We start from the raw sequence: 22,353 nt of genomic DNA, 5'->3' as shown, positions 1-22,353 counted from the left end.
ATGCAAGCGCCGCCGCGCCACTCAGTTCGGTCGCAGCTTGTCCAGGCGATCGGTCAACGCCACCCAGAACGCGGCGGGCAACTCGGCGCGCAGCGGAACCGCGTAGTGCCAGTCGTTGCCGAACGCCCGGCATTTCACCGCATCCTTTTCGGTCATCAGTACCGGCAACTGGCTGCCGAAGGACAGATCCTGCGGCTGGTAGGCCTGGTGGTCGGCGAACGCATGCGGCACCACGCCGATCCCGCGCGCGCGCAGCATGTCGAAGAAGCGCTGTGGATGGGCGATGCCGGCCACCGCGTGCACCCGCTGGCCCTTGAAGTACGCCAGCGGGCGCGCGCGGCCACCGGCCAGCGGCTGCGCACTGTCGATGTGCAGGGACATTGGCCACTGGCCGAAGCCACAGGCCTGTGCCGCGGTCTGCTCATCGGCCTGGCCGAGGTTGACCACGCGGAAATCGCACTCGCTCGCGCGGCTGACCGGCTCGCGCAACGGCCCGGCCGGGATCATCCGGCCATTGCCATAGCGACGCTGGGCATCGACCACTTCGATCTCGATGTCGCGCGCCAGCCGGTAGTGCTGCAAACCGTCGTCGCAGACGATTACATCGCAGCCGGCCTCGATCAGCGCCTTGCCGGCGGCGACACGGTCACGGTCCACGCGCACCGGCACGCCGGTCTTCCAGGCGATCAGCACCGGTTCGTCACCGCCCTTCGCGGTTGGCGTATCGGCCTGCACCCACAGCGGCTTGTCGGCGTCTTCGCGACCATAGCCGCGGCTGGCCACGCCCGGCTTCCAGCCGGCCGCGCGCAGGCGCTCGACCAGGGCAATCGTCAGCGGCGTCTTGCCGGTACCACCGGCGGTGATGTTGCCGACCACGATGACCGGCACCGGCAGCGAGTGGCGCTTGCGCCAGCCACGCCGATAGGCGCGCCGGCGCAGTGCGGTGACACCTGCGTACAGCGGCGCCAGCAGGCGCATCGCCCACGGAACCGGGGTGCCGTCATACCAGTACGGCGGGGTCTGGGTGCCCTTGCCGGCCATCAGTCCTGCCTTTCGCGGAACTGCATGCTGTGCAGATGCTGGTACAGGCCGCCCAGTTCGAGCAGCTCTTTGTGCGTGCCGCGTTCAACGATGCGGCCATGATCCATGACCAGTACCTGGTCGGCATGCTCGATGGTCGACAGCCGGTGCGCGATGACCAGCGTGGTGCGTTCGGGCATCAGGCGCTGCAGCGCGTCCTGCACCAGGCGCTCGGATTCGTTGTCCAGCGCCGCAGTGGCTTCGTCGAGGATCAGGATCGGGGCGTCGCGCAGGATCGCGCGGGCAATCGCCAGGCGCTGGCGCTGGCCACCGGACAGCAGCGCGCCATTCTCGCCCACCGGGGTCTGCAGCTGCTGCGGCATGCGTGCGATGAACTCCCACGCGTTGGCGGCCTCGGCCGCCGCGCGGATCTGCTCGTCGGTCGCTTCCATGCCATAGGCGATGTTGGCAGCGATGGTGTCATCGAACAGCATGACCTTCTGCCCGACCATTGCCACCTGCCGGCGCAGGTCGGCCAGCGGGTAGTCGTCCAGTGCCACGCCGTCGAGGGTGATGACACCGCCGCTGGGCTCGTAGAAGCGTGGCACCAGCCGGATCAGGCTGGTCTTGCCACTGCCGGAACGGCCGACAATGGCCGTCACCGTGCCTGGCTTGGCAACGAAGCTGATGTCATCCAGGGCGATGCCGCTGTCCTCGCGGTAACGCAGCATGACGTGGTCGAACGCCAGTTCGCCCCGCACGCGCTGCACGTGTCGCTGCCCCTGGTCGCGCTCCACTGGCATGTCGAGAATGCCGAACAGGCGCTCGGCAGCAGAGACACCGCGCGAAATCGACGTCTGTACGCTGGTCAGGCGGCGCAGCGATGGAATGATGGCCATCATCGATGTCATCAGGCCCATGAACTGGCCGGCATTGAGCCGGCCCGCCAGGGCCTCGCGGGTCGATACCCAGACGATCACCGCCAGCGCCAGTGCGGCCAGGAACTGCACCACGCTGGAGGCGGCGGCGCGGGTGACCTCGACCTTCATGTTCAGCGCCAGCATGCGGTTGGCCAGGCGCGAGTAGCGCGAGATCTCATGCTGCTGGGTGCCGTGCACCTTCACTTCCTGCTGCGCGGCCAGCGACTGCTCGGCAGTCTGCGCCATGGTGCCCATGCCGTCCTGGATGCCGCGGCTGATGCGGCGGTAGCGCTTGCCCACGTAGGACACGATGCCACCGATCAGCGGCACCACCAGCAGCATTGCCAAGGTCACCTTGACGCTCATCTGCAGCATCACCGCCAGCATCGCGATGATGGTGAGGGTGTCGGCCACCACGGTCTTCAGCGCGTCGGCGCTGGCCTGGGTGACCTGCTCGGTATCGAAGTTCAGGCGGCTGACCATCACCGGCGTCGCTTCGGTATCGAAGTGCGACGACGGCAGGTGCAGGTACTTCTGCAGCACCTGCTCACGCAGGTCGCGGACCACGCTGCGGCCAGTCTTGGCCAGCGTGTAGTCGCTGACCCAGGTGGCCACGCTACGCATCAGGAACAGGCCGAGGATGGTCAGCGGCAGCACCACGGCCGCGCGCGGCTGCGGGTCGACGAAACCTTCGTTGACCAGCGGCTCCATCAGCTTGGTGAAGTGGTAGCCGGCCAGGGCCTCGACCACCATGGCGATGACCGCGCCCACCATGAACACCCAGTAGGTGCGGGTGTAGCCCAGCAGACGTTTGTAGATCGGCCACACCGGCGCGTGATGGGAACTCATGGACGCACCTCTGGCGCAGTTGCAATGGCGATACGACGGAAACCGAGTTGACCGAGCGCGTCCTGCGCGGTCACCACGGCCTGGTAGGGAGTGCGTGCGTCGGCGCGCAGCAGCACGGGCTGGCTGCGGTCACTGCCGGCCACGGACGCGATGGTCTGCTTGACCGACTCGACGTCGCTGCGCAGCACTTCCTGGTCATTGATGAAATAGCGGCCTTCGGCGTTGATCAGCACGCTGAGCGAACGCGGCGGCTCGTTGTTGGGCTGCTGACTGGCGGTAGGCAGCTGCACCTGCAGCGTCGAGCGCGCATCGAAGGTGGTGGTGACCACGAAGAAGATGATCAGCACCAGGATGACGTCGATCAGCGGAACCAGATCGATATGCGGCTCATCCTGGGAGCGGTCATTGCCGATACGCATCGATCAGGCCTTCGCCGTCGCGGCGTTGGCCGGTCGCGCCGGCGCGGCCGGGTTCATCACCCCGGGGCGACCGTCGAGCGTGTCCAGCAGGGCACTGGCTTCCTGCTCCATTTCCACCACGTAGCCGTGGATGCGGCCCTTGAAGTAGCGATGGAACATCAGTGCCGGAATGGCCACGATCATGCCCGTGGCGGTGCACACCAGCGCCTTGCCGATACCGCCGGCCAGCTGGTTCACGTCGCCCACCCCATGGTCGAGGATGCCCAGGAACATCTGGATCATGCCGATCACCGTGCCCAGCAGGCCCAGCAGCGGGCCGGCCGAGGCAATGGTGCCCAGCGCGTTGAGGAAACGTTCCATGCGGTGCACCAGGTGGCGGCCGGTGTCCTCGATGCGCTCGCGGATCTGGTCGCGCGGACGATTGCGGGCTTCCAGCGCGGCCGCCAGCAATGCGCCCAGCGGCGAGTTGGCACGCAGGGTCTGCAGGTGCGCCGGGTCAAGCTTGCCGCGTGCGGCCCAGTTGCGCACTTCCTGGCCGAGGCCGGGCGGCAGCACTTCAGTCCGCCGCAGGGACCAGAAACGCTCCAGGATGATCGCCAAAGCCAGTACGCCCAACAGCAGCAGCGGCACCATCGGCCAGCCACCGGCCTTGACCAGTTCCCACACGTTTCAACCCTCCGGCCCAACGGCCGCTTGTTTGATCGGCGATAGGATAACAGCCGACCGCGCCCGCCCAGCGGCATCCCACCACCGGGATGCATGGATACGCTGTTCACGCAGCTGCAGCCCTTGTGCGCCAAGCCATACGCGGATCGCCCCGGACTCCGCAGTGGACACCACCTCGGCTCCCTGCGCCTGCCAGCGCCGGACCACGTCCCGGCGCGGGTGGCCGAAGCGGTTCTGGTGCCCGGCCGAAACCAGCGCCAGCCGGGCTGACACCGCCGCCACCCAGGGCGCGCTGGAGCTGCCGCCGCTGCCATGGTGCGGCACCAGCACCACATCCGCCTTCAGCGCCGCCGGAGACGCCCGCAGCAGCGCCTGTTCGGCCGGGCGGCCGATGTCCCCTGGCAACAGGACCCCACCATACGCGCTGGCCACGCGCAGCACGCAGCTGTCCTCGTTTTCAGCCCGCTGGCTGCCTGCATCCGGGTGCAGCACCTGGAAGTCGACGCCGTCCCAGCGCCAGCGCAGGCCGCGTTGGCAGCGCCCGGCCCCGGCGATCGTGCTGCCCGGCGGCGCCAACAGGGGCAGCTCCGGCAACTGAAGGCGCAGGCTCGGCAGGTTGCCGGCATGATCGAGATCGTCGTGACTGATCAGCACGCGGTCGGGCCGTGCCTGCCCCAGCGCCCGCAATGACGGAACCAGGACCCGCTCGCTGCCCTCACCTCCGATCGGCGGCCCCACGTCGTACCAGAGCGCATGCCGCGCGGTACGCAGCAATACCGCCGTGCCCTGCCCGACGTCATGCACCAGCAGCTCCAGCTCTCCCTCGGCCGGCCGCTCGCGCAACGGCCACAGCAGCGGCAGGCACAGCAGGAGGCCAGCCAGCCCGCCCCCGGCACCGCGTGGCAGCAGCCACCAGAACACGCCCAGCAGCGCCGCCGGCACTGCCCAGGCCGGTGCCTCGGCCAACCACCACATCGCCTGTGGATGCGCAGCCAGTGGCTGCAGGGCCTGCCAGCTGGTTTCGAACAACCACGCCGCTGCGCGCCACGCCCAGCGCCCGGCGCCGTCATGCAGCACCTGCAGGGCGGTGCCGAGCAGCGACAAGGGCACCACCAGCAATGTCCACCACGGGATGACCGGCAGGTTCACCAACGGCCCCAGCCAGGCGGTGCCACCGAACAAGGCGATGCCCAGCGGCAACAGGCCGACGCTGGCCACCCCTTGTGCGGCCAGGAACCCGCGCAGGTTGGCGATCACCCCACGCGGACGTCCCTGCGGCAGGCACCAGACCAGCCACAGGACGCCGCCGAAGCTGAGCCAGAAGCCTGCGGACAGCACTGACAGGGGCGCCGGCAGCAGCAGCGCCAGCGCCGCCAGTGCAAGCCCCTGCACGAGACCCAGTGGGCGCCGCCCGCTACGCGCCAGCGCCACCAGCCCGATCATCAGTGCAGTGCGCACGGTCGGCAATTCACCGCCGGCCAGCACCGCATAGCCCGCTGCGGACAGGGCCGCGGCGCAGGCCGCCGCCTGGGGGCGTGGCCAATGCCGGGCCAGCAGCGGGCACAGCCACCACAGCCCTCGACACAGCAACGCCCCCAGCCCGGCCACCACCCCGACATGGAATCCGGAAATGGCCACCAGATGGGTCAGGCCCAGCGCCCGCAGCTGATCCCAATCGGCGTCGGACAGGCCACGCGTATCGCCCAGGGCAAGTGCCTGCACGAAGCGCGCGGCTGGATGGGCCACCTGCGCGGCGATGGCGGCGCTGGTGCGTTCACGCCATGCCGGCAGGCCATGCGCGGCCTGAAGCTCGCGCGCGCTGGCCGGCGCCCGCACCGTGCCGTTGCCGGACACGCCGCGCAGCAACGCGTGGCGTTCACCGTCGAAACCACCGGGATTGATCCGCGAACGCGGCGCCCGCACGCGCAAGGCCAGATGCCACTGCGCGCCGGCCAGGACCTGATGGCGCCCACGCCCGGCGTCGGTGGCGTCAGCGGCACGCCAGGCATCGTTCCAGGTGACCTGCAGGCGCTTGCCGCGCAGCGATGGCAGTTCGCTGCTCTCGCTGACCTGCAGCAGGAAGCGGGTGTGCGCGGCTCCATGGTCCGGCAGATCGATGACCCGTCCACTGACCACCACATCCCGTGCTGGCTGGCCTGGCGGCAGCTGTTCCTGCATTGCCCAGTGCCCGTGCAGCGCCGTCCATCCGGCACCGAACAGCACGACCGCGGGCAGGCGCCCCCGCCAACGCAGGCCCCACCCCGCCATGCCAAGCACGATCATCACCGTGCAGACCCACAGCGGCGGCAGCCGCGGCAGCTGCACGCAGGCCAGCGCCCCCAGTGTCAGCGCCGCAGCGGCGCCACTGCCCAGCAAGGGAGACGGGGAAAGCTGGACGGCCATGGGTCCAGCCTGCCGCTACCGGCGGCAGCTTGCCTATCGGGACTTTCCCCGCAAACGCGTCAGCGCCGGACGCTACCGCGATGGAAATTGACCCGGAAGCTTGCGCCGCCTCCCGCAGCCTCACCGACACTGACCGAGCCACCGTGGTGCTGCACGATCTCCTTCACCAGGTGCAGGCCCAGGCCACTGCCGCTGCCCGCCGCGCGCAGGCGATGGAACGGCTCGAAGATCGCCTCGCGGTCGCTCACTGGAATGCCCGCACCCTGATCGCTGACCTCCAGCAAGCCGCGCGCATCCAACCGCACGCAGATGGTGCCACGGCCACCACCATGCACGATCGCGTTGTGCACCAGGTTGGCAATCACCCGCCCCAGCGCCAGACTGTCGCCGTGGATCCACACCGGCGCCTCCGGCGCGTCCACTTCGAATCCATAGCCGGCGCCCACCACCAACGGCGCCAGGTCCGCGGCTGCCTCACGCACCAGCAGGGCCAGGTCCAGCCGCTGCAATGCGCCGACATTGCGGTCAAGGCGCTGCAGATCAAGCAGGTGCTCGGCAACATTGCCCAGCCGCGCCACATCGGTCAGCAACTGCGATTTCAGCTCGCCCTGCGGCAGCTGAGACAGTCGCGCCTGCACCACGGCGATCGGCACGCGCAATTCGTGCGCCGCGTCGGCGAGGAACTTGTCGCGCGCTGCATAGCCCTGCTGCACCTTGTCGATGGCATCGTTGAAGGCTTCCACCAGCGGCGCCACTTCCGTGGAGACCAGCCGCGCATCCAGCCGCGCACCGGGCTGGCCGATATCCAGTTCCTTGGCCTGCTGCGCAGAACGGCGCACGCCGCGCATGGCACGGTGGATCACGGTCGGCATCACAAGCAGGGTGACCACGATCAGTGGCAGGAAGAACCACAGGCCGATCAGGCGCAGCACCATCAGCGCGCCATCCAGCAGCCCGCCCTTGGGCGCGCCACCGACCATCACGGTGATGCGGCGCCCGTCCTCGTTGCGGATCATCACCCGCGCCACGTCCAGATAGGGGGGCACCAGCGAGCCCAGTTCCGTGGCGCCCACGGTCGGCAGCCGCGCGAGCATCGGCGCGTGGATGGCTGGGATGGTGCCGCGCTCGAGCCACATGCCCTTGTCATCCACCGCGGCGAACCAGAGATTGCCCCCGGCGTTGGCATCGAGCTTGTCCCAGCGCGCCTGGTCCAGCACCAGGCGCCCGCCTTCGCTGTGCACCGCCTTGGCCACCGCCTCGGCAACGAACATGTCCATGCCCCAGGAGTCCTTGTCACCCCAGGTCAGGATCAATGCGACCACCGCGAACAGTACGGTGAAGGCCTGCGCCAGGAAGAGGCGCCAAGCCAGGCCAAGGGTGATCGAACGGATCGGACGGGCCATCTCAAGCCTCCGCCAGCAGGTAGCCGACGCCGCGGATCACGTGGATCTCCACCCCCGCCCCGGCCTGCTGCAGCGCTTTGCGCAGCTTGGAGATATGCGCATCGAGCGCATTGGATTGGATCTCATCATCGAACCCGTACACTGCAGCCTCCAGGGCACTGCGGGTAACCGTGCGGCCCTGCCGCATCGCCAACGCCTGCAGCACCAGCACCTGCCGACGTGGCAATGCCAGGGGCTGGCCCTCCACCTGTGCCTGCAGCGATTCGAAATCGAACTCGAGCCGCCCCAGCCGCAGGCTCGGCGTCACCATCGCCGAAGGCCTGCGCGATACCGCGCGGATGCGTGCCATCAGTTCCTCGATCGCCACCGGCTTGACCAGATAGTCATCGGCACCGACGTCCAGGCCTTCGACCTTGTCCGACAGCGTCCCCTTGGCGGTGAGCATGATCACCGCCAGGTTCGGCCGCAGCGCACGCGCCGTCGCGACGAATCCGGCGCCATCGCCATCGGGCAGCTGGCGATCGAGCAGCAGCAGCTGGTGCACCGGTTCGCGCAAGGCGAGCGCGGCCTCGGCCAGGCTGCCGACCACATCGGCGACCACGCCCTGCCGCTCCAGGCCCGATTGCAGGGCGCGGGACAGATCAGGATCGTCTTCGACCAGGAGGATGCGCATCAGGGACTCGTCAACCGGAAACGCTGCCGATCATAGTGCCTGGCGCCGTGATTTTGCGCCCATGCATGCCGAACGCGCGGGCGCAATGTTCTGACAATGTTGCCCCGTCACCATGCGCAGCCATCCCCTGCAACGTGGCTGATCGATGCCGTCGCTGTCCCCGCACCTGCTGCGCCCGCTACTGCTCACCACGGCCCTCGGCGTGCCGTTGCTCGCCCACGCTGCCGGGCAGAACCCCGGCGTGCAGGCCGGCATCAGCGCTGGCGCGACCTCCGGTGCGTACGCGCACTATGACGTCAAACCGCTGGTGGTACCGGCCATCGCCTGGCAGGGCGAGCGCTTCTTCGCCAGCCCCGGTTCACTTGGCATGTACCTCTACAAGGATCGGGGGTGGCGGCTGTCGGCGGCGGTCACGCCCTACACCCTGCGCTTCAAGACCGGCGACGTGAATGATGCTCAGCTGCGCCGCCTGCACAGCCGGCAGATGTCGGCCATGGCGGGCATCAACGGTGAGTACAGTGCCGACTGGGGCATGGTCGAGGCCAGCGTGATGCGGGACGTGACCGGCCATGGCGGTGGTATCGAGTCGCGCCTGCATTACAGCCATCCGATCCAGGCAGGCCGCTTCACCTGGGTGCCGCGGGTGGGTGTCGTGCATTCCAGTGCACGGCTGCTCGACTACTACTACGGCATCAGTGACGAAGAGGCACTGCGCTCAGGCCTTGCCAGCTACCGTCCGGGTAGTGCCACCTCACCGAGTCTGCAGATCGCGGTCAGCACGCCACTGGGCATGAAGTGGCGCGCGACCGGCGTGGTGGCCAACCAGTGGTTCGGCGATGCAGTGAAGGACAGCCCGATGGCACGACGCGGCACGCAGACCTCGGCCTTCATTTCCCTGATGCGCTCGTTCTGAACGAGCGCCCCCGCTACGGACAAGGACCCCCATGGCCTCCGTCTTCCCCACCGCAGACGCTCACGCGATCCTGCGTGCACCGGACCTGGACAGCGCAGAACGCGCCTATCTGGGACTGATGCCCGACCTTGAACATGTGAATGCACTGGCCCGCCGTGCAGTGGGCCTGTCACGCGTTGCCGACGCGGCACGCGGCTATGCGTTGTCGATGACTCTGGTCGGACTGCGCCTGCAGGAGCTGGAGATGGGCGAGCCAACGGCCAGGGAACATCGCCAGGCCACCCTGCGCAGCCTGCGCCAGGCCTTCAGCGCCTGACAGCACCCGCACAGGCACTGCCGCCGCACCAGCGGCAGCGGGAGCCATCGGGTCAGCAGGTCCCGCCACCCGGCAGGCCGGGCGCGGCAGCGTCGTTCAGCGCAGCGTGGTCCACGCCAGCAGCGCGCTCAGGATTGCGACCCAGATCACTGCCTTGAACGTGCCTTCCAGCATGTTGCCGCCGAACAGGCGTTCCAGGAGCGGATTGGGCCTGGACACCGGGACGTGATCACTCATGCGGCAGTTCCTTGCAGTAATTGCGCAGTTGCGCAGTAGCGCCGAGTCTACGCCTGCGCGGCCCGGATTCATCGCCATCTGCCTGCCTTTGGCGGCCCAATCCCCGCCTTCGTCGCAGGCCGGCTGCGGTGCCCGGCCGACCATGCCAGTCTGCACGCACTTTCCCGCTGGAGCACCGTGCCATGCCGATGCTTGCCCTGATCCTGCTGTTCTCCAGCCTGTTCGGCGACGGCTGCGGGCCCACCGAGGATGCCCTGCGCAGCCAGATCCTGCGCAACGAAGATCGGCAGGCCATGCATGAAGCGCAGCCCCTTCAGCTCTATCACCTGCGCCAGGACCGCGTGCTGCGGCTGGGCAGCCAGCAATCGCCAGACGACACTGGCGCCAGCCCTCATCCTGCGCTGGCCCGGGTAGGTGTGGCGCAGCTGTGGGAACGCGTCGACGGCCACTGGCGCATCCAGCGTTCGATCAGCATTACCCACTGATTTCATGCCACTGAACCGGCACGGATGCAGCTTCGCGGGAACGCCAGGCTCCCCGGAACGAAAAAAGCCGGCCCCGGGGCCGGCTTTCATCGTTTCCACCACTTCACCGGCAACGCCGGGAGCAGGTGGTGGGCGGTACAGGGTTCGAACCTGTGACCCCTACCATGTCAAGGTAGTGCTCTACCGCTGAGCTAACCGCCCATCTTGTTCTTGCCGCCCGAAGGCTGGCCTTGTTACGTAAAAACCCGGCGCCAGGGCCGGGCTTTGCAGTTCACGACAGCCCTCTTCCGAGGACTTCGTGGTGGGCGGTACAGGGTTCGAACCTGTGACCCCTACCATGTCAAGGTAGTGCTCTACCGCTGAGCTAACCGCCCGTTTTGCTTCTGCATTTCCGCGATTGCGTCGGTGCAGGCCGCGTATATTACGGATGCGGGCCGTGAAGCGCAACACTTTTGTGAAGATGATGCTGCACTGCCACGTTCAGCCCAGGCTGGCTTCCTTCAGCTGCCGGATCTGGTCACGCACCCGTGCGGCATCTTCGAATTCCAGGTCCTTGGCGTGCTGGTACATCTGTTGTTCCAGCGCCTTGAGACGGGTCGCCAGCTGCGCCGGAGACAGCGAACGATAGTCGGCCGCTTCTTCGGCCACACTCGCCCGGCCCTTGCCCTTACCCTTCTTGGCTTCCTTCTCGGCGGCATCCGAACGCGCGCCTTCGAGGACATCGACGATCGGGCGCGCCACCGAGCGCGGCACGATGCCATGTTCTTCGTTGTACTCGACCTGCTTGGCACGGCGCCGGTCGGTCTCATCGATCGCCGCCTGCATCGAGCGGGTGATCTTGTCGGCGTACAGGATCGCCTTGCCGCGCACGTTGCGTGCGGCGCGGCCGATGGTCTGGATCAGCGAGCCGGTGGAGCGCAGGAAGCCTTCCTTGTCGGCATCGAGGATCGCCACCAGCGATACCTCGGGCATGTCCAGGCCTTCGCGCAGCAGGTTGATGCCGACCAGCACGTCGAACTTGCCCAGGCGCAGGTCGCGGATGATCTCCACGCGCTCGACCGTATCCACGTCCGAGTGCAGGTAGCGCACGCGGATACCGTGTTCGGTGAGGTACTCGGTGAGGTTTTCAGCCATGCGCTTGGTCAGCGTGGTGACCAGCACGCGGTCGCCCGCCTTGATGCGCGCGTTGGCCTCGCTCATCAGGTCGTCGACCTGGGTACCGACCGGCCGGATCTCCACCACCGGGTCGATCAGGCCGGTTGGGCGCACCACCAGTTCGGTGATCTCGTCACCGGCTTCACGCAGTTCATAGGGCCCGGGCGTGGCCGACACGTAGATGCTGCGCGGGCAGCGCTCCTCCCATTCCTCGAAGCGCAGCGGGCGGTTGTCCAGCGCCGACGGCAGGCGGAAACCGAACTCAACCAGGGTTTCCTTGCGCGAGCGGTCACCCTTGAACATGGCGCCGATCTGCGGAATGGTCACATGCGATTCGTCGATCACCAGCAGCGCATCCGGCGGCAGGTAGTCGAACAGGGTCGGTGGCGGCTCGCCGGCATTCTTGCCGGTCAGGTGCCGGGAGTAGTTCTCGATGCCGTTGCAGTAACCGACCTCGGCCATCATTTCCAGGTCGAACTGCGTGCGCTGCGCCAGGCGCTGCGCCTCCACCAGCTTGTTCTGCGCGTAGAGCTGCTCGAGCCGCTCCTTCAGCTCTACCTTGATCGTCTCGATCGCCGCCAGCACGCGCTCGCGCGTGGTCGCATAGTGGGTCTTCGGGTAGACCGTGAAGCGCTGCATGTTGCGCAGCGTCTCGCCGGTGAGCGGATCGAACAGGGTGATCTTCTCGACCTCGCCATCGAACAGTTCGAGGCGCAGTGCTTCGCTGTCCGACTCGGCCGGGAACACGTCGATCACTTCGCCGCGCACGCGGAAGGTACCGCGCTGCAGCTCGTACTCATTGCGCGTGTACTGCAGCTGGGTCAGGTGGTTGATCAGGTCGCGCTGGTCGATGCGCTCGCCCTTGGACAGGATCAGGCGCAGTGAAAGGTAGTCTTCCGGCGCACCCAGGCCATAGATCGCGGACACCGTGGCCACCACGATCGCGTCCGGGCGCGACAGCAGGGTCTTGGTCGCGGCCAGCCGCATCTGCTCGATGTGTTCGTTGATCGAACTGTCCTTCTCGATGAAGGTGTCCGACGACGGCACGTAGGCTTCGGGCTGGTAGTAGTCGTAATAGCTGACGAAGTACTCCACCGCGTTGTGCGGGAAGAACGCCTTGAACTCGCCATACAGCTGCGCCGCCAGCGTCTTGTTCGGTGCCATGATCAGCGTCGGCTTCTGAACGTTCTGGATGACGTTGGCGATGGTGTAAGTCTTGCCCGAGCCGGTCACGCCCAGCAGGGTCTGCTTGGCGATGCCGGCCTCGAAGTTGCTGGTCAGCTTCGCGATGGCGTTGGGCTGGTCGCCCGCCGGCGAATACGGCGAGACAAGTTCAAAACTGTCGCTCATGGTGTTGCCAGTTCCCGGGAAGGGGCAGTATACGGGGCGAGGGGTGACGGCCGGCTGAGGGGTTGCCGGGCAGGACGCTACGGGGTTTCCCGATGGCGGCCGCACAGCCGGGCGCGGAGGCTGGATGCATGCGCACTGCCCAAGCCCCCTGCCCGCTCGGCCCCCGCTCTGCGCGGGGCGTGCACCTGACCGAACTGCTGGTGGTCATCACTGTGCTGGCGGTGCTGCTGGCCGCGTCCTGGCCGGCGCTGCAGCCCCTGCTGCTGCGGCAACGCGCCGATGCACTGCAACTGACCCTGCATGCCAGCCTGTCCGGCGCACGCAGCGAGGCCGTGCGCAGACGGGAGCTGATCGGCCTCTGCGCCAGTGTCGACGGCCGGCACTGCAGTGACGACTGGAGCGCCGGCTGGATCATCTACCGCAGCGGCGACCAGCGCGGGGAGCCTGCCTCGCCGGAGGCGATCCTGAGCCACCACACCGGGCGCTCGGACGTCTCGATCCTTGCCCAGGCCAGCAGCGGGCGTCCGCTGCTGTTCTTCCAGGCAGATGGACGCAGCCCGGGGGCCAACCTGACCCTGCGCATCTGCGCGGGCAACCAGCTGCATGGCGCATTGATCGTCAACAATGGCGGCCGCGTCCGGAGTGAGCGCGTGAACCGCGATACACCCTGCTGAATGCCTGCGCAGAAAAGCAGAAGCCGCGATTTCTCGCGGCTTCTGCAGTATCTGGCGCCCGAAGTTGGACTCGAACCAACGACCCCCTGATTAACAGTCAAGTGCTCTAACCGGCTGAGCTATTCGGGCGGGGAGGCGCATTGTACTGGTCGATTACAGGAAGATCAACACCTGTTTCACCAGCAGCTGGCAACGCCACCGTCGGCCGTCTTGCGGTTGGCCTGGTCCACGCTCAACTTGCCACAGCTGTCCTTGGCCTGCGTGCCCTGCGGGGTGGCGGTGATGGTGAAGCTGGTGCCGTCTCCCTTGTAATCCAGGTTGTAGCGCGCAGTTCCTCCATCACGCGGCGACACCTTGGTCGGCAGTGCGTAGCCGGTGTAGGAGTTGTTGCTGGTGTGGTAGCGCTCCGCACGCTGCGCATACTCGGCCAGGTCCGCCTTCACCACGGCGCGATGCGATCGGCGCACGTACTCCTGGTAAGACGGAATGGCGATCGCCGCCAGGATGCCGATGACGATCACCACGATCATCAATTCAATCAGCGTGAAGCCAGCCGCGCGGCGAGGCATGGGAGTGTGCAACATGGGCGTGGATCCTCGCACTTGGGTTACTGGAGCTGGCGCCAGGACTGGCGACCGCACGGGTAAGGCAGATACAGCGACTGGCTGCCCGCAGCGCCCACCGCCATCCAGCAGGAGCTGCCACCGGGCGGTGCCTTGTTGTCCGTCGGACGTGGCAACACCGACAGCGAAACGTCACGCACCGGCGCGGTTCCTCCTGTCTTCAATGCAATGGCTGCGGTGCCGGAGGCGGGTCGGCTGCCGGTCGGCGAGCCATAACGGACGTTCTCCAGCATCGGCAGGCCGCTGATCGACGACAACCCGAACAGCCAGTTCGAACCACTGGTCGAACAGCCAACCGTTTCCATGTTGGGTACATAGGTCGGCATGAAGACAATGCCACTGACCAGGATCGGGTTACCTACTGCGCGTTCACCGTTGCCGGCAGGCAGCTGGATCATCCAGCCGCGGGCGTTGGCCGGCGCCGCACCCGCGGTGATCTTGCGCTCATCAACGCCTGCAGCGGCGGCCGCGGCCGTGTACGGAACCAGGTTGGCAGCGGTCACCGTCGAGGTCACCGTCTTCCCCGACAGATCGTTCACGGCGTACAGCGCCTGCTGCGACTTGTCATCCTTGTCGCTGGTGAAGGAGAAGCTGCCGGTGCCGAAGTAAAGCATCACGCCGCCCGAAGGACCGGTCGCGGCGGTCATGCCACCGGTGATCGGCTGACGGTAGGTCCTGTTGGAGGAGTCCTGGGCAACCTGGCTGGTGAACATCGGCACGGTCAACGTGGTATTCGCACTGCTGGTCAGGTCGAACTTCCACACGGCGCCACGCTGATCGGCGGCATAGACGGTGTCGGCCAGGCCATCACGACCGCGCGCATCCTGATTGGTACCGGTCCAACGATCGACAACGACCACATTGCCCAATCCGTTGTCACCGGAGATGCCAGCGCCCGAGGTACCCTCGACGGCTTCGATCATCCGGATGTCGCCACTGGCCATATCGACCACGAACAACACCGCCTTGCCGTTGGCGCTGCCGTAGCCATTACCGAAGATCGCCTTCCAGGCCACGCCGGTGCCACTCTTCACCGGCACGATCACCGGCTTGCCCAGCACGAAACCGATGTTGTTGCGCACCTCATCCCGCAGCGACGAATTGATGTCACTGATTTCCCACAGCACGTTGCCGGTGCCGAAGCTGCCCGGCGTGGTGACGTCCAGTGCGAACACCGAACGGCCACCCGCACCCGTGGTGCCTACCAGGCTGGTCTGCCAGGCGGTGCCGTTGAACGTATCGGACACCGTCACCGGACCATCGACGTAGTAACGATGACGGAAGGTCTGGTCGGCCGTGTCGGACTTGTAGGGGAACAGCAGGTTGGCCATGTGGCCCAGCGCGGTGGCCGGGATGTAGGCAAAGCTCTCCGTGCCACCGGTGCCGTCCTGCTTGGCATCGGCCTTCATGCCGCCGTCGAAGGCGTGCAGCATGCCGTCATTGGCGCCGACATAGACCATGTACCGCTGCGACTTGGCCTTGGTGGCCAGGTAGTCCGTATAGCTCTTTGCGTAGGTGCCACCCAACTGGCGGTAACCGTAGTCGTCCAGCGGCGAGCTCACCACCGGCGCCGAATTGACGATGTCACCCAGCGGCGTAGTGCGGTCACGATACTTGCCGCCGTTGCGGACCTCGGTCGAGCTGTCGGCACTGAGATAGTTGATGGCACTGGCCAGATCAGCCTTGATCGCCGTCAGCTTGTCGGTGGAGCACACCAGCATCGTCGCGTACTTGCCGCTGGGCTTGCTGCACAGGTCCTGCAGGCTGATGCGGGCGCTGTTGAAATCCACCGGCGAACCCAGCTTGTTGGCGACGATCCGGCGACCGGACGATGTCAGGCGGCTGGAGGCTTCCCACACCTCGGTGAGCTCGGCCACCTGGTTGGCGTTGACCTTGACGCTGGACGCGGTCAGCTTGCTCGACCAATCAGTGCCGCTGTTGGTGATGTCATAACGCGGGGTGACCGCCAGCGAACCGGTACCGATGCGTGCACCACTGATACCGATCGTGCCTGAAGGCGACGCACCACCGGTGATCGAGGACAGTACCCGGCGCATGGCCTCGGTGACGTCGGCCGGCGTCTGCGCATTGATGAACTCGCCACGGCTGTTGACGGCCGCGTGCCACAGTTCATCGATGACCGTACCGTCGTCGACATTCAGCGGGTTGCCGTTGCCAGCCCAGTTCGGCGGGTTCTTGTAGGGATCGTCGGTCGCTGCCTGGTTGACGCCATAGATCTTGCCCTGCGCGCCCAGGGTCACGCCGTAGAAGTTCATGTGCAGGTCGGTCTGGCAGTCCAGGCGCTTCCAGTCCGGGCTGCTCTTGTCCAGCGAACTGCACTTGTCACTGACCGGCACCTGGCCGGCCGGGAAGCTGGTGCCGGTGCGCAGGGGTGTGCGGGCGCCGGCATAGGCCGCCGCCGCGATGTCGGCGATGGTATTGCTGTAGCCATCGGCGAACGGAATGGACGGCAGGTGCGTGGAATTCACCGAGTCCGCATCACCGAACGATCCGTTGGGTGCATTGCCGGAGTTGGTGTAGCCGTCGGTGAACAGCATGCCGCCATTGCGCTGGCAGGCCAGCTGCACGGGGGCGTCGGCATCGGTACGACGGAACTGGTCGACCAGATATTCAACCGCGCGGCGGTTGGGCGTGCCGCCATTGCCGGTGAGCGTGTAGATCTGCTTGTAGAGATCGGCACGATTGGTGACCATGTCATACATGGTCGCGTTGCTGAGCTTGTTGATGGTGAAGTAGCCCACGCGCATCGTATCGACGCTCACCAGCGCCGCAGTCGACGAACCGACGATCGCCAGCACGCGGTTGCGGTGGTACTGGAACCAGTTGGCAAAATTCTGGATCGCGGCGTTGTAGGCGGCCGGGCTCGAGTAGTTGCCCGGCTTGATCTGGTAGCGGCGCATGTCGCAGCCCGGACCACAGGCACCCTTGATCACCGGGCGACTGGCGTCGTCGGTCTTGTATCCGTCCGGTGCAGGCGCTGCGGCCGGCAGGTAGAAGGTGGCCGGGAAGTAGCTGATCGCGTATGTGGTATTGCCGGTGTTGCTGATCGCAGCGGTCTTCCACCCGCCATCCCACCAGTTGTCGACATAGTATTCATTGCCGGTGCCGGACAGGTCGGGAATCCGCATGCCGCTGACGAACTGGAACTTCTCCGACGTCTCGGCGCGATTGACGGTCATGTTGTACACGGCATTGTAGCCGCGCTGCCCGGACCGGGGATCGGCGCGGGTCTGGGTGATCGAGGCATTCGGCCACAGCGTGCCGTCGGCATTGGTCCACGGCCGGTAGGTCACTGCCGGATTGAAGTAACTGGCGTTGTAGACATGCGAACGCGCGAAACCGTAGATGTCCAACGGCGGAATGGCCCGGCCCGGTGAATATTCCTTGTTGAATTCCGCGTGCGGGTAAAGGTAGAGGTAACAGTCCACCGAGTTGTTGGCACACGCCGAGCCCACGCTGAAGAAGCTTCCGTCGTTGTTGAAGAAGCTGTTGGTGTTGCTGTTCCAGCGCATGCGGCCGTCACCGCCGGGGAACATGCGCTCGAAGTTCATCGAACCCGAATCGTCCACCGCCATGATGAACGCCGGTGTCGCGCGAGTCTGCACGTTCATCGGCTCCTGTGCCAGCACGCCCTGCGCCTGTGCGGCAAACAAGGTATGCGCCAGATAGCCGCCAGCGGCCAACACGGCAAGGCCAACGCCTGCCAGGATCCTGCGGTTGCGAGTGTTCATGGGTTCCCCACCCTCACAGCTTGAATACGGTATCGATCGCCGCACGCGACGTCGCATCACTGGTGGTATCACCGGCATAGGTCGTGATCTGGTAGACCGGCGTTGGCTTCTCCACCGACTTGCCCATGTCCAGCGCACCCTCCCCCTGGATGCAACCCTGGATCTCACGGACATAGATGGCCGGCTTGCCGCCCAGCTTGGTTTTCGCGACCCAGGCCGACGGATCGAAGCCGTCATCGCACTGCTGGCTGATGTCGGCGGACGCTACGGCCGGATTGGCACCGGCATCCTTGCGATTGGCGATGTTCTCCACCGCGTTCTCGGCGCTGCGTGCCGCGCCTTCGGCGTTCTGGAACGCCATGTTGGTCGCCCGGTAGCCGGCCGCCATGCGCTCCTGCATGCCGGCCACCTGCATGCCGATGACGCCCAGCAGGGCCAGCAGCACCAGCATGATCAGCGCGACGTAGAGAACGGCACCCTGCTGTCGTGCCTGGGCAACGAAGGGACGGCGTCGGGAGGAAGGATGAGTGCGCATGGTCGTCAGTTCCCGAACAAGCGGTTGCGCAGCGCAACGGACGCTTCATAGGCGCCCCGATGGCGCTGGTCGTAAGGATTGGCCGGGGCAAAGCCCACCCCGAGGATGGCCGGATAGGTGGCCGCGCTGCCCGGCGCCTCGGCCGACGCACGCTGCGGGCTGCGCGCCAGCAGGCCGACCTGCACCATGCCGACGCGGCGCCACTGCCCTGCGGCGGTGGCATCGGTACCGGTGCTGACCGCACTGGCCACGCGCTGGTCGACGATGCGACCGGTCGGCGGCGTGGGCAGGGCGATATCCGGGGTGGCATCCAGTCCGTACAGGAACTGCATGTTCTCGATGCCTTCCACCAGCTCCTCGCCATCTGCGTAGCCGCCGGCGCCATTCGCGCGTGCCCGGTAAAGCGCCGGCTCGCCATTGGGATTGGTCGCGATGTAGTACGCCATGCCATCGGCGCGATACAGCATGGTCATCGCGTTGTTGATCGAATAGTTGCTCAGGTCGACCTTGTCCACCTTCACCGTCGAACCGCTGATGGTGGCCGGGAACACGTCGGCACGGGTGCAGTCGGCTATGCCGAAGACCGTCGGCGCACCTGCGGCGTTGGCCTTCAGCCGGGCCATGCCATCACTGGAGACGGTCAGCGTGGTCGCGCCCGCGGCCACGGAGATGCCGGTCACCACGGCCCCTTCCGGACTCATCAGGCGCAGCACCAGGATGTCGCTGCCCGGCAGTGGCGCCGGCTTGAGGTTGGCGATGCTCTTCGGCACCGACTGCGCCGCGCTCCACGCGCGGCCCAGGGTCAGGGTGGCGCCCGGCGCCGTACCTGCCGCCTCATACCCCTGCACCGGAACCGAGAAATCCTGCGGGTCGCCACTGCCCGAGCTGATGCCCAGGTGATAACCCACATCGCCGGTGTTCTTGACCACATGGGCCTGGTCGTTGACGCAGCCGAAGTGGCCGGCCATGCGCAGGTCACGCTGCAGGAAGTCCAGCGCGAAGCGCGCGTTCTCCTGGGTACGGGCCGCACCTTCGGACAGGCGCGATGCCGCACGCGAGGCGATGAAGATCTGGGTGACGCCCAGCATCAGGACCAGGCCGATGACCATGGCGATCATCAGTTCGATCAGCGACAGGCCTCGGGTGCGCGAAATTGGACTCATGGGCATGTTCACAGGAAGGTCGTCAGGCCGAAGGTGGTAAGGCTGTCGGGGTCCTTCGGATCCCAGCGCTGGTCACCCCAGCTGATGGCCACGGTGACCTCGCCGGTGCTCTGCACGAAGGTCACCTGTGCGCTGGCCTTCTCGCCCAGCGTGCGTGCGACCTCGCACTGCCAGCGCGCGACGTTCGCCTGCGGCGTCACGGCGGCGCCGGTCGGCCAGGCGCAGGCGCCGCTGGGCTTCACCGAGCCGGCCGAGAACGAGGCCGAGGAATAGGCGCCACCGGCCAGGGTGTCGGTGCGCTGCGCGCGCATCAGTTCGATCAGGTCGTTGGCCAGGTTGGTCGCCTGGGTGCGGTAGTTCGCGCTCTGCACGAAGCGGACGTTGGTGGTCTGCAGCAGGGCGAAGCCCAGCAGCCCGAATGCCAGGATCAGCACCGCCACCATCACTTCGATCAGGCTGAAGCCCCCCTGCGACGAACGCGGGCGGGCCAGGTTGCGGCGGCTCATGAGCAGGTTCCCTTGGTCACCCGGACCTGGCCGGATTGGTTGATCGTCAACGTGCTTTTCGATTCGCCGGCCTTGCACGCATCCGGCGACAGCACCAGCGTCTGATCGGCGACCGCCCTGCGCCGGCCGCGCCCGTCGAAGGCGATGACCGCGCCCGGCGGGCCAACTACGCTCAGCTGCGGATTGCCCTGTGAAAAGCGCAGCGCGACGTCATTGCTGCCCATCTGGCCGTCGCCATCCAGGTCCGACCAGGCCAGTACCCCCTTGGACCAGTCGCCATCACAGGCTTTGCCATCGGCGCTGCCACAGACGCCGCCACCGTTGCTGTTGCGGATGCCTTCGCTGCGGGCCAGGTTGGCCAGCGCGATCAGCTCGTTGTTGGCGGTCGCCAGCCGGTTCGAGCGGATCATGCCGCGGAAGCTCGGATAGGCGATCGACGCCAGGACCACGAAGACGGCCAGCGTGACCATCAGTTCAACCAGCGTGAAGCCGTTTTGCCGGCGCAAAGACATTGGACGCTCCCCAGCGTGTTGGTGGCCACGATGGGCCATCGCCCCGCCACCGGCAAGCGGCGGCAGGATGAACGGTCAATCCGGGGCGACGGGCGTCAAAGGCTTGACGACCCGCCCTTCCCTGCCAGTGCCGGCGCGATCCCCATCGCGCCGGCCCGGGTTCAGGCCAGCACCTGGTAGCAGGGCTGGTACTCGCCGGAGATCTTCATCCGGCGCTGTTCGACGAAGGCGCGCAGCAGCGCATCCAGCGCCTGCATCATGTCCGGGTCGCCGTGGATCTGGAACGGCCCGAACTGCTCGATGCGGCGCATGCCGTCTTCCTTCACGTTGCCGGCGACGATGCCCGAGAACGCGCGGCGCAGGTCGGCCGCCAGCGCGTGCGGGGCACGCCCGTGGTGCAGGTCCAACGCCGCCATCGCTTCGTGGGTGGGTACGAACGGCTGCTGGTACTCCCACGGAATCTCGATCGACCAGTTGAAGAAGAACGAGTCCTTCTGCGCCAGGCGGTGCTCGCGCACGCGCTTGATGCCAGTGGCCATCTTCTTCGCAACCGCCACCGGGTCGCCGATGATGATCTCGTAGCGCTCGGCAGCCGCATCGCCCAGGGTCAGGCGGATGAAGCGATCAATCTGCTCGAAGTACGGTGCCGCTACCGTCGGGCCGGTCAGGATCAGCGGGAACGGCAGGTCCTTGTTCTCCTCGCGCAGCAGGATGCCGAGCAGGTACAGGATCTCTTCGGCGGTGCCGACGCCACCGGCGAACACGATGATGCCGTGCCCGATGCGGACGAAGGCCTCAAGGCGCTTCTCGATGTCCGGCATGATCACCAGGTGGTTGACGATCGGGTTCGGCGACTCGGCGGCGATGATGCCCGGCTCGGTCAGGCCGATGTAACGCGTCGCGGTACGGCGCTGCTTGGCGTGGGCGATGGTGGCACCCTTCATCGGGCCCTTCATCGCACCCGGGCCACAGCCGGTGCAGATGTCCAGGCCGCGCAGGCCCAGTTCATAGCCCACCTGCTTGGTGTACAGGTATTCGTCGCGCGAGATCGAGTGTCCGCCCCAGCACACCACCAGGTTCGGATCACCCGGATTGAGGATGCGCGCGTTGCGCAGCAGGCCGAACACCGCGTTGGTGATGCCCTCGGATGACTCCAGCTCGGCCGCGTAGGCCGGGCCCATTTCGATGGCCATGTAAGCCAGGTCGCGCACGACGGCGAACAGCAGTTCGGCGACGCCGCGGATGATCTCGCCGTCGACGAAGGCCATCGCCGGCGCGTTGACCAGATCGATGCGCACGCCACGATCCTGCTGCGCCACCTGGATGTCGAAATCAGGGTAGAGATCGCGCGCGGCGCGCGGATCGTCCGAGGCGCTGCCGCTGGTCAGCACGGCCAGCGCGCAGCGGCGCAGCAGCTCATGCATGCCGCCGGCGGAGGCATCGCGCAGGCGGGCCACCTCGGCCCGCGACAGCACATCCAGCCCACCGCGCGGGTAGATCCGGGCATCCTGCACCGGCAGTGCACGGGCCGATTTTTCGTTCGTGGTCATATCCAATTTTTCGCTTCCTTCAAGGTTTCCGACTGTACTGCCGCCCCCTTAAAAAGCAAAACGGCCGGGAAACCCGACCGTTGGATGTGTGCCACCCGCGTCCGCCATTCCGGGACCGCATCGGCGGCGTTGGCACCGCGCACATTTCTGGATGCTACGCCGTTGCCCCACGCCCTGCAAGGACTTTCGCCTGAACGGGAAACGGCCGGGTTTCCCCGGCCGTTTCCAC

The 22,353-nt window shown here is 66.7% G+C and carries 20 protein-coding genes and 3 tRNA genes; 4 read left to right on the top strand and 19 right to left on the bottom strand.

Features of this window, described 5'->3' with window-relative positions; all coding sequences use genetic code 11:
* Window positions 1-21 precede the first annotated feature (21 nt).
* Genes lpxK through ABGA94_RS14260 form a run of 7 tightly spaced genes read right to left on the bottom strand, consistent with a single transcriptional unit; the run spans window position 22 to window position 8,353 of the window.
* A complete protein-coding gene (gene lpxK, locus ABGA94_RS14290; RefSeq protein ID WP_262221447.1) occupies window positions 22-1,041 on the bottom strand; it encodes a tetraacyldisaccharide 4'-kinase in 1,020 nt (339 codons plus the stop codon).
* On the bottom strand, window positions 1,041-2,789 hold the full coding sequence (gene msbA / locus ABGA94_RS14285) for a lipid A export permease/ATP-binding protein MsbA (RefSeq protein WP_005415978.1): 1,749 nt from the start codon (window positions 2,787-2,789) through the stop codon (window positions 1,041-1,043). Before msbA ends, lpxK begins: the two co-directional genes overlap by 1 nt.
* Window positions 2,786-3,208, bottom strand: coding sequence for a biopolymer transporter ExbD (locus ABGA94_RS14280; protein ID WP_005415977.1), 423 nt, complete (start codon window positions 3,206-3,208; stop codon window positions 2,786-2,788). The genes msbA and ABGA94_RS14280 overlap by 4 nt, the downstream gene beginning before the upstream one ends.
* A gap of 3 nt (window positions 3,209-3,211) precedes the next feature.
* Window positions 3,212-3,874 carry a MotA/TolQ/ExbB proton channel family protein gene (locus ABGA94_RS14275; RefSeq protein ID WP_005415976.1) on the bottom strand — a complete coding sequence of 221 codons (663 nt, stop codon included), beginning with the start codon at window positions 3,872-3,874 and terminating at the stop codon, window positions 3,212-3,214.
* A gap of 3 nt (window positions 3,875-3,877) precedes the next feature.
* Window positions 3,878-6,277 carry a DNA internalization-related competence protein ComEC/Rec2 gene (locus ABGA94_RS14270; protein ID WP_197598918.1) on the bottom strand — a complete coding sequence of 800 codons (2,400 nt, stop codon included), beginning with the start codon at window positions 6,275-6,277 and terminating at the stop codon, window positions 3,878-3,880.
* 59 nt (window positions 6,278-6,336) lie between these two features.
* Entirely contained in the window at window positions 6,337-7,680 is a 1,344-nt protein-coding gene (locus tag ABGA94_RS14265) for a HAMP domain-containing sensor histidine kinase (RefSeq protein ID WP_065177374.1), read from the bottom strand.
* Between the two features lies 1 nt (window position 7,681).
* The gene (locus ABGA94_RS14260; RefSeq protein ID WP_005415973.1) at window positions 7,682-8,353 is read right to left on the bottom strand and encodes a response regulator transcription factor; all 672 of its coding nucleotides are present in this window, start codon (window positions 8,351-8,353) and stop codon (window positions 7,682-7,684) included.
* A 145-nt stretch (window positions 8,354-8,498) separates the two neighbouring features.
* Between ABGA94_RS14260 and ABGA94_RS14255 the strand changes: the two genes are divergently transcribed.
* Together ABGA94_RS14255 and ABGA94_RS14250 are read left to right on the top strand one after the other, a co-directional pair.
* Window positions 8,499-9,266: a MipA/OmpV family protein gene (locus ABGA94_RS14255; RefSeq protein WP_111127111.1), complete on the top strand. Its 768-nt coding sequence runs from the start codon at window positions 8,499-8,501 to the stop codon at window positions 9,264-9,266.
* 31 nt (window positions 9,267-9,297) lie between these two features.
* Window positions 9,298-9,582, top strand: a complete 285-nt coding sequence (locus ABGA94_RS14250) for a hypothetical protein (RefSeq protein ID WP_005415971.1) — start codon at window positions 9,298-9,300, stop codon at window positions 9,580-9,582.
* Window positions 9,583-9,678: 96 nt separating this feature from the next.
* Here ABGA94_RS14250 and ABGA94_RS14245 read toward each other — a convergent pair whose 3' ends face one another.
* A complete protein-coding gene (locus ABGA94_RS14245; RefSeq protein ID WP_005415970.1) occupies window positions 9,679-9,819 on the bottom strand; it encodes a hypothetical protein in 141 nt (46 codons plus the stop codon).
* Window positions 9,820-10,001: 182 nt separating this feature from the next.
* Here ABGA94_RS14245 and ABGA94_RS14240 point away from each other — a divergent pair, with 182 nt between their 5' ends.
* Window positions 10,002-10,304: a hypothetical protein gene (locus tag ABGA94_RS14240; RefSeq protein ID WP_005415969.1), complete on the top strand. Its 303-nt coding sequence runs from the start codon at window positions 10,002-10,004 to the stop codon at window positions 10,302-10,304.
* Window positions 10,305-10,430: 126 nt separating this feature from the next.
* Here the strand turns inward: ABGA94_RS14240 and ABGA94_RS14235 are convergent.
* From ABGA94_RS14235 to uvrB, 3 genes are all read right to left on the bottom strand, one after another.
* Window positions 10,431-10,505 (bottom strand) — tRNA-Val (locus tag ABGA94_RS14235).
* A 98-nt stretch (window positions 10,506-10,603) separates the two neighbouring features.
* Window positions 10,604-10,678, bottom strand: a tRNA-Val gene (locus ABGA94_RS14230).
* A gap of 106 nt (window positions 10,679-10,784) precedes the next feature.
* Entirely contained in the window at window positions 10,785-12,809 is a 2,025-nt protein-coding gene (gene uvrB, locus ABGA94_RS14225; RefSeq protein ID WP_005415968.1) for an excinuclease ABC subunit UvrB, read from the bottom strand.
* 128 nt (window positions 12,810-12,937) lie between these two features.
* Here uvrB and ABGA94_RS14220 point away from each other — a divergent pair, with 128 nt between their 5' ends.
* Window positions 12,938-13,483 carry a GspH/FimT family pseudopilin gene (locus ABGA94_RS14220; RefSeq protein ID WP_005415967.1) on the top strand — a complete coding sequence of 182 codons (546 nt, stop codon included), beginning with the start codon at window positions 12,938-12,940 and terminating at the stop codon, window positions 13,481-13,483.
* A gap of 52 nt (window positions 13,484-13,535) precedes the next feature.
* Here ABGA94_RS14220 and ABGA94_RS14215 read toward each other — a convergent pair.
* From ABGA94_RS14215 to ppnN, 8 genes are all read right to left on the bottom strand, one after another.
* Window positions 13,536-13,612, bottom strand: a tRNA-Asn gene (locus ABGA94_RS14215).
* A gap of 47 nt (window positions 13,613-13,659) precedes the next feature.
* A complete protein-coding gene (locus tag ABGA94_RS14210) occupies window positions 13,660-14,067 on the bottom strand; it encodes a type IV pilin protein (RefSeq protein WP_005415966.1) in 408 nt (135 codons plus the stop codon).
* A gap of 23 nt (window positions 14,068-14,090) precedes the next feature.
* On the bottom strand, window positions 14,091-17,858 hold the full coding sequence (locus ABGA94_RS14205) for a pilus assembly protein (RefSeq protein WP_005415965.1): 3,768 nt from the start codon (window positions 17,856-17,858) through the stop codon (window positions 14,091-14,093).
* Window positions 17,859-17,871: 13 nt separating this feature from the next.
* On the bottom strand, window positions 17,872-18,393 hold the full coding sequence (locus ABGA94_RS14200) for a PilX N-terminal domain-containing pilus assembly protein (protein WP_095378756.1): 522 nt from the start codon (window positions 18,391-18,393) through the stop codon (window positions 17,872-17,874).
* A 5-nt stretch (window positions 18,394-18,398) separates the two neighbouring features.
* Window positions 18,399-19,556: a PilW family protein gene (locus ABGA94_RS14195; protein WP_065186108.1), complete on the bottom strand. Its 1,158-nt coding sequence runs from the start codon at window positions 19,554-19,556 to the stop codon at window positions 18,399-18,401.
* A gap of 8 nt (window positions 19,557-19,564) precedes the next feature.
* A complete protein-coding gene (gene pilV / locus ABGA94_RS14190; RefSeq protein ID WP_005415962.1) occupies window positions 19,565-20,062 on the bottom strand; it encodes a type IV pilus modification protein PilV in 498 nt (165 codons plus the stop codon).
* Window positions 20,059-20,574, bottom strand: a complete 516-nt coding sequence (locus ABGA94_RS14185) for a Tfp pilus assembly protein FimT/FimU (RefSeq protein WP_005415961.1) — start codon at window positions 20,572-20,574, stop codon at window positions 20,059-20,061. The genes pilV and ABGA94_RS14185 overlap by 4 nt, the downstream gene beginning before the upstream one ends.
* A gap of 161 nt (window positions 20,575-20,735) precedes the next feature.
* Complete coding sequence (gene ppnN, locus ABGA94_RS14180; RefSeq protein WP_005415960.1) at window positions 20,736-22,124, bottom strand: nucleotide 5'-monophosphate nucleosidase PpnN; 1,389 nt, start codon at window positions 22,122-22,124, stop codon at window positions 20,736-20,738.
* Between the last annotated feature and the right edge of the window lie 229 nt (window positions 22,125-22,353).

This window comes from Stenotrophomonas sp. 3diitr2024 (assembly GCF_042136455.1).
GTDB classification, from domain to species: Bacteria; Pseudomonadota; Gammaproteobacteria; order Xanthomonadales; family Xanthomonadaceae; genus Stenotrophomonas; species Stenotrophomonas sepilia.
This window is presented reverse-complemented; position numbering and strand designations above follow the sequence as displayed.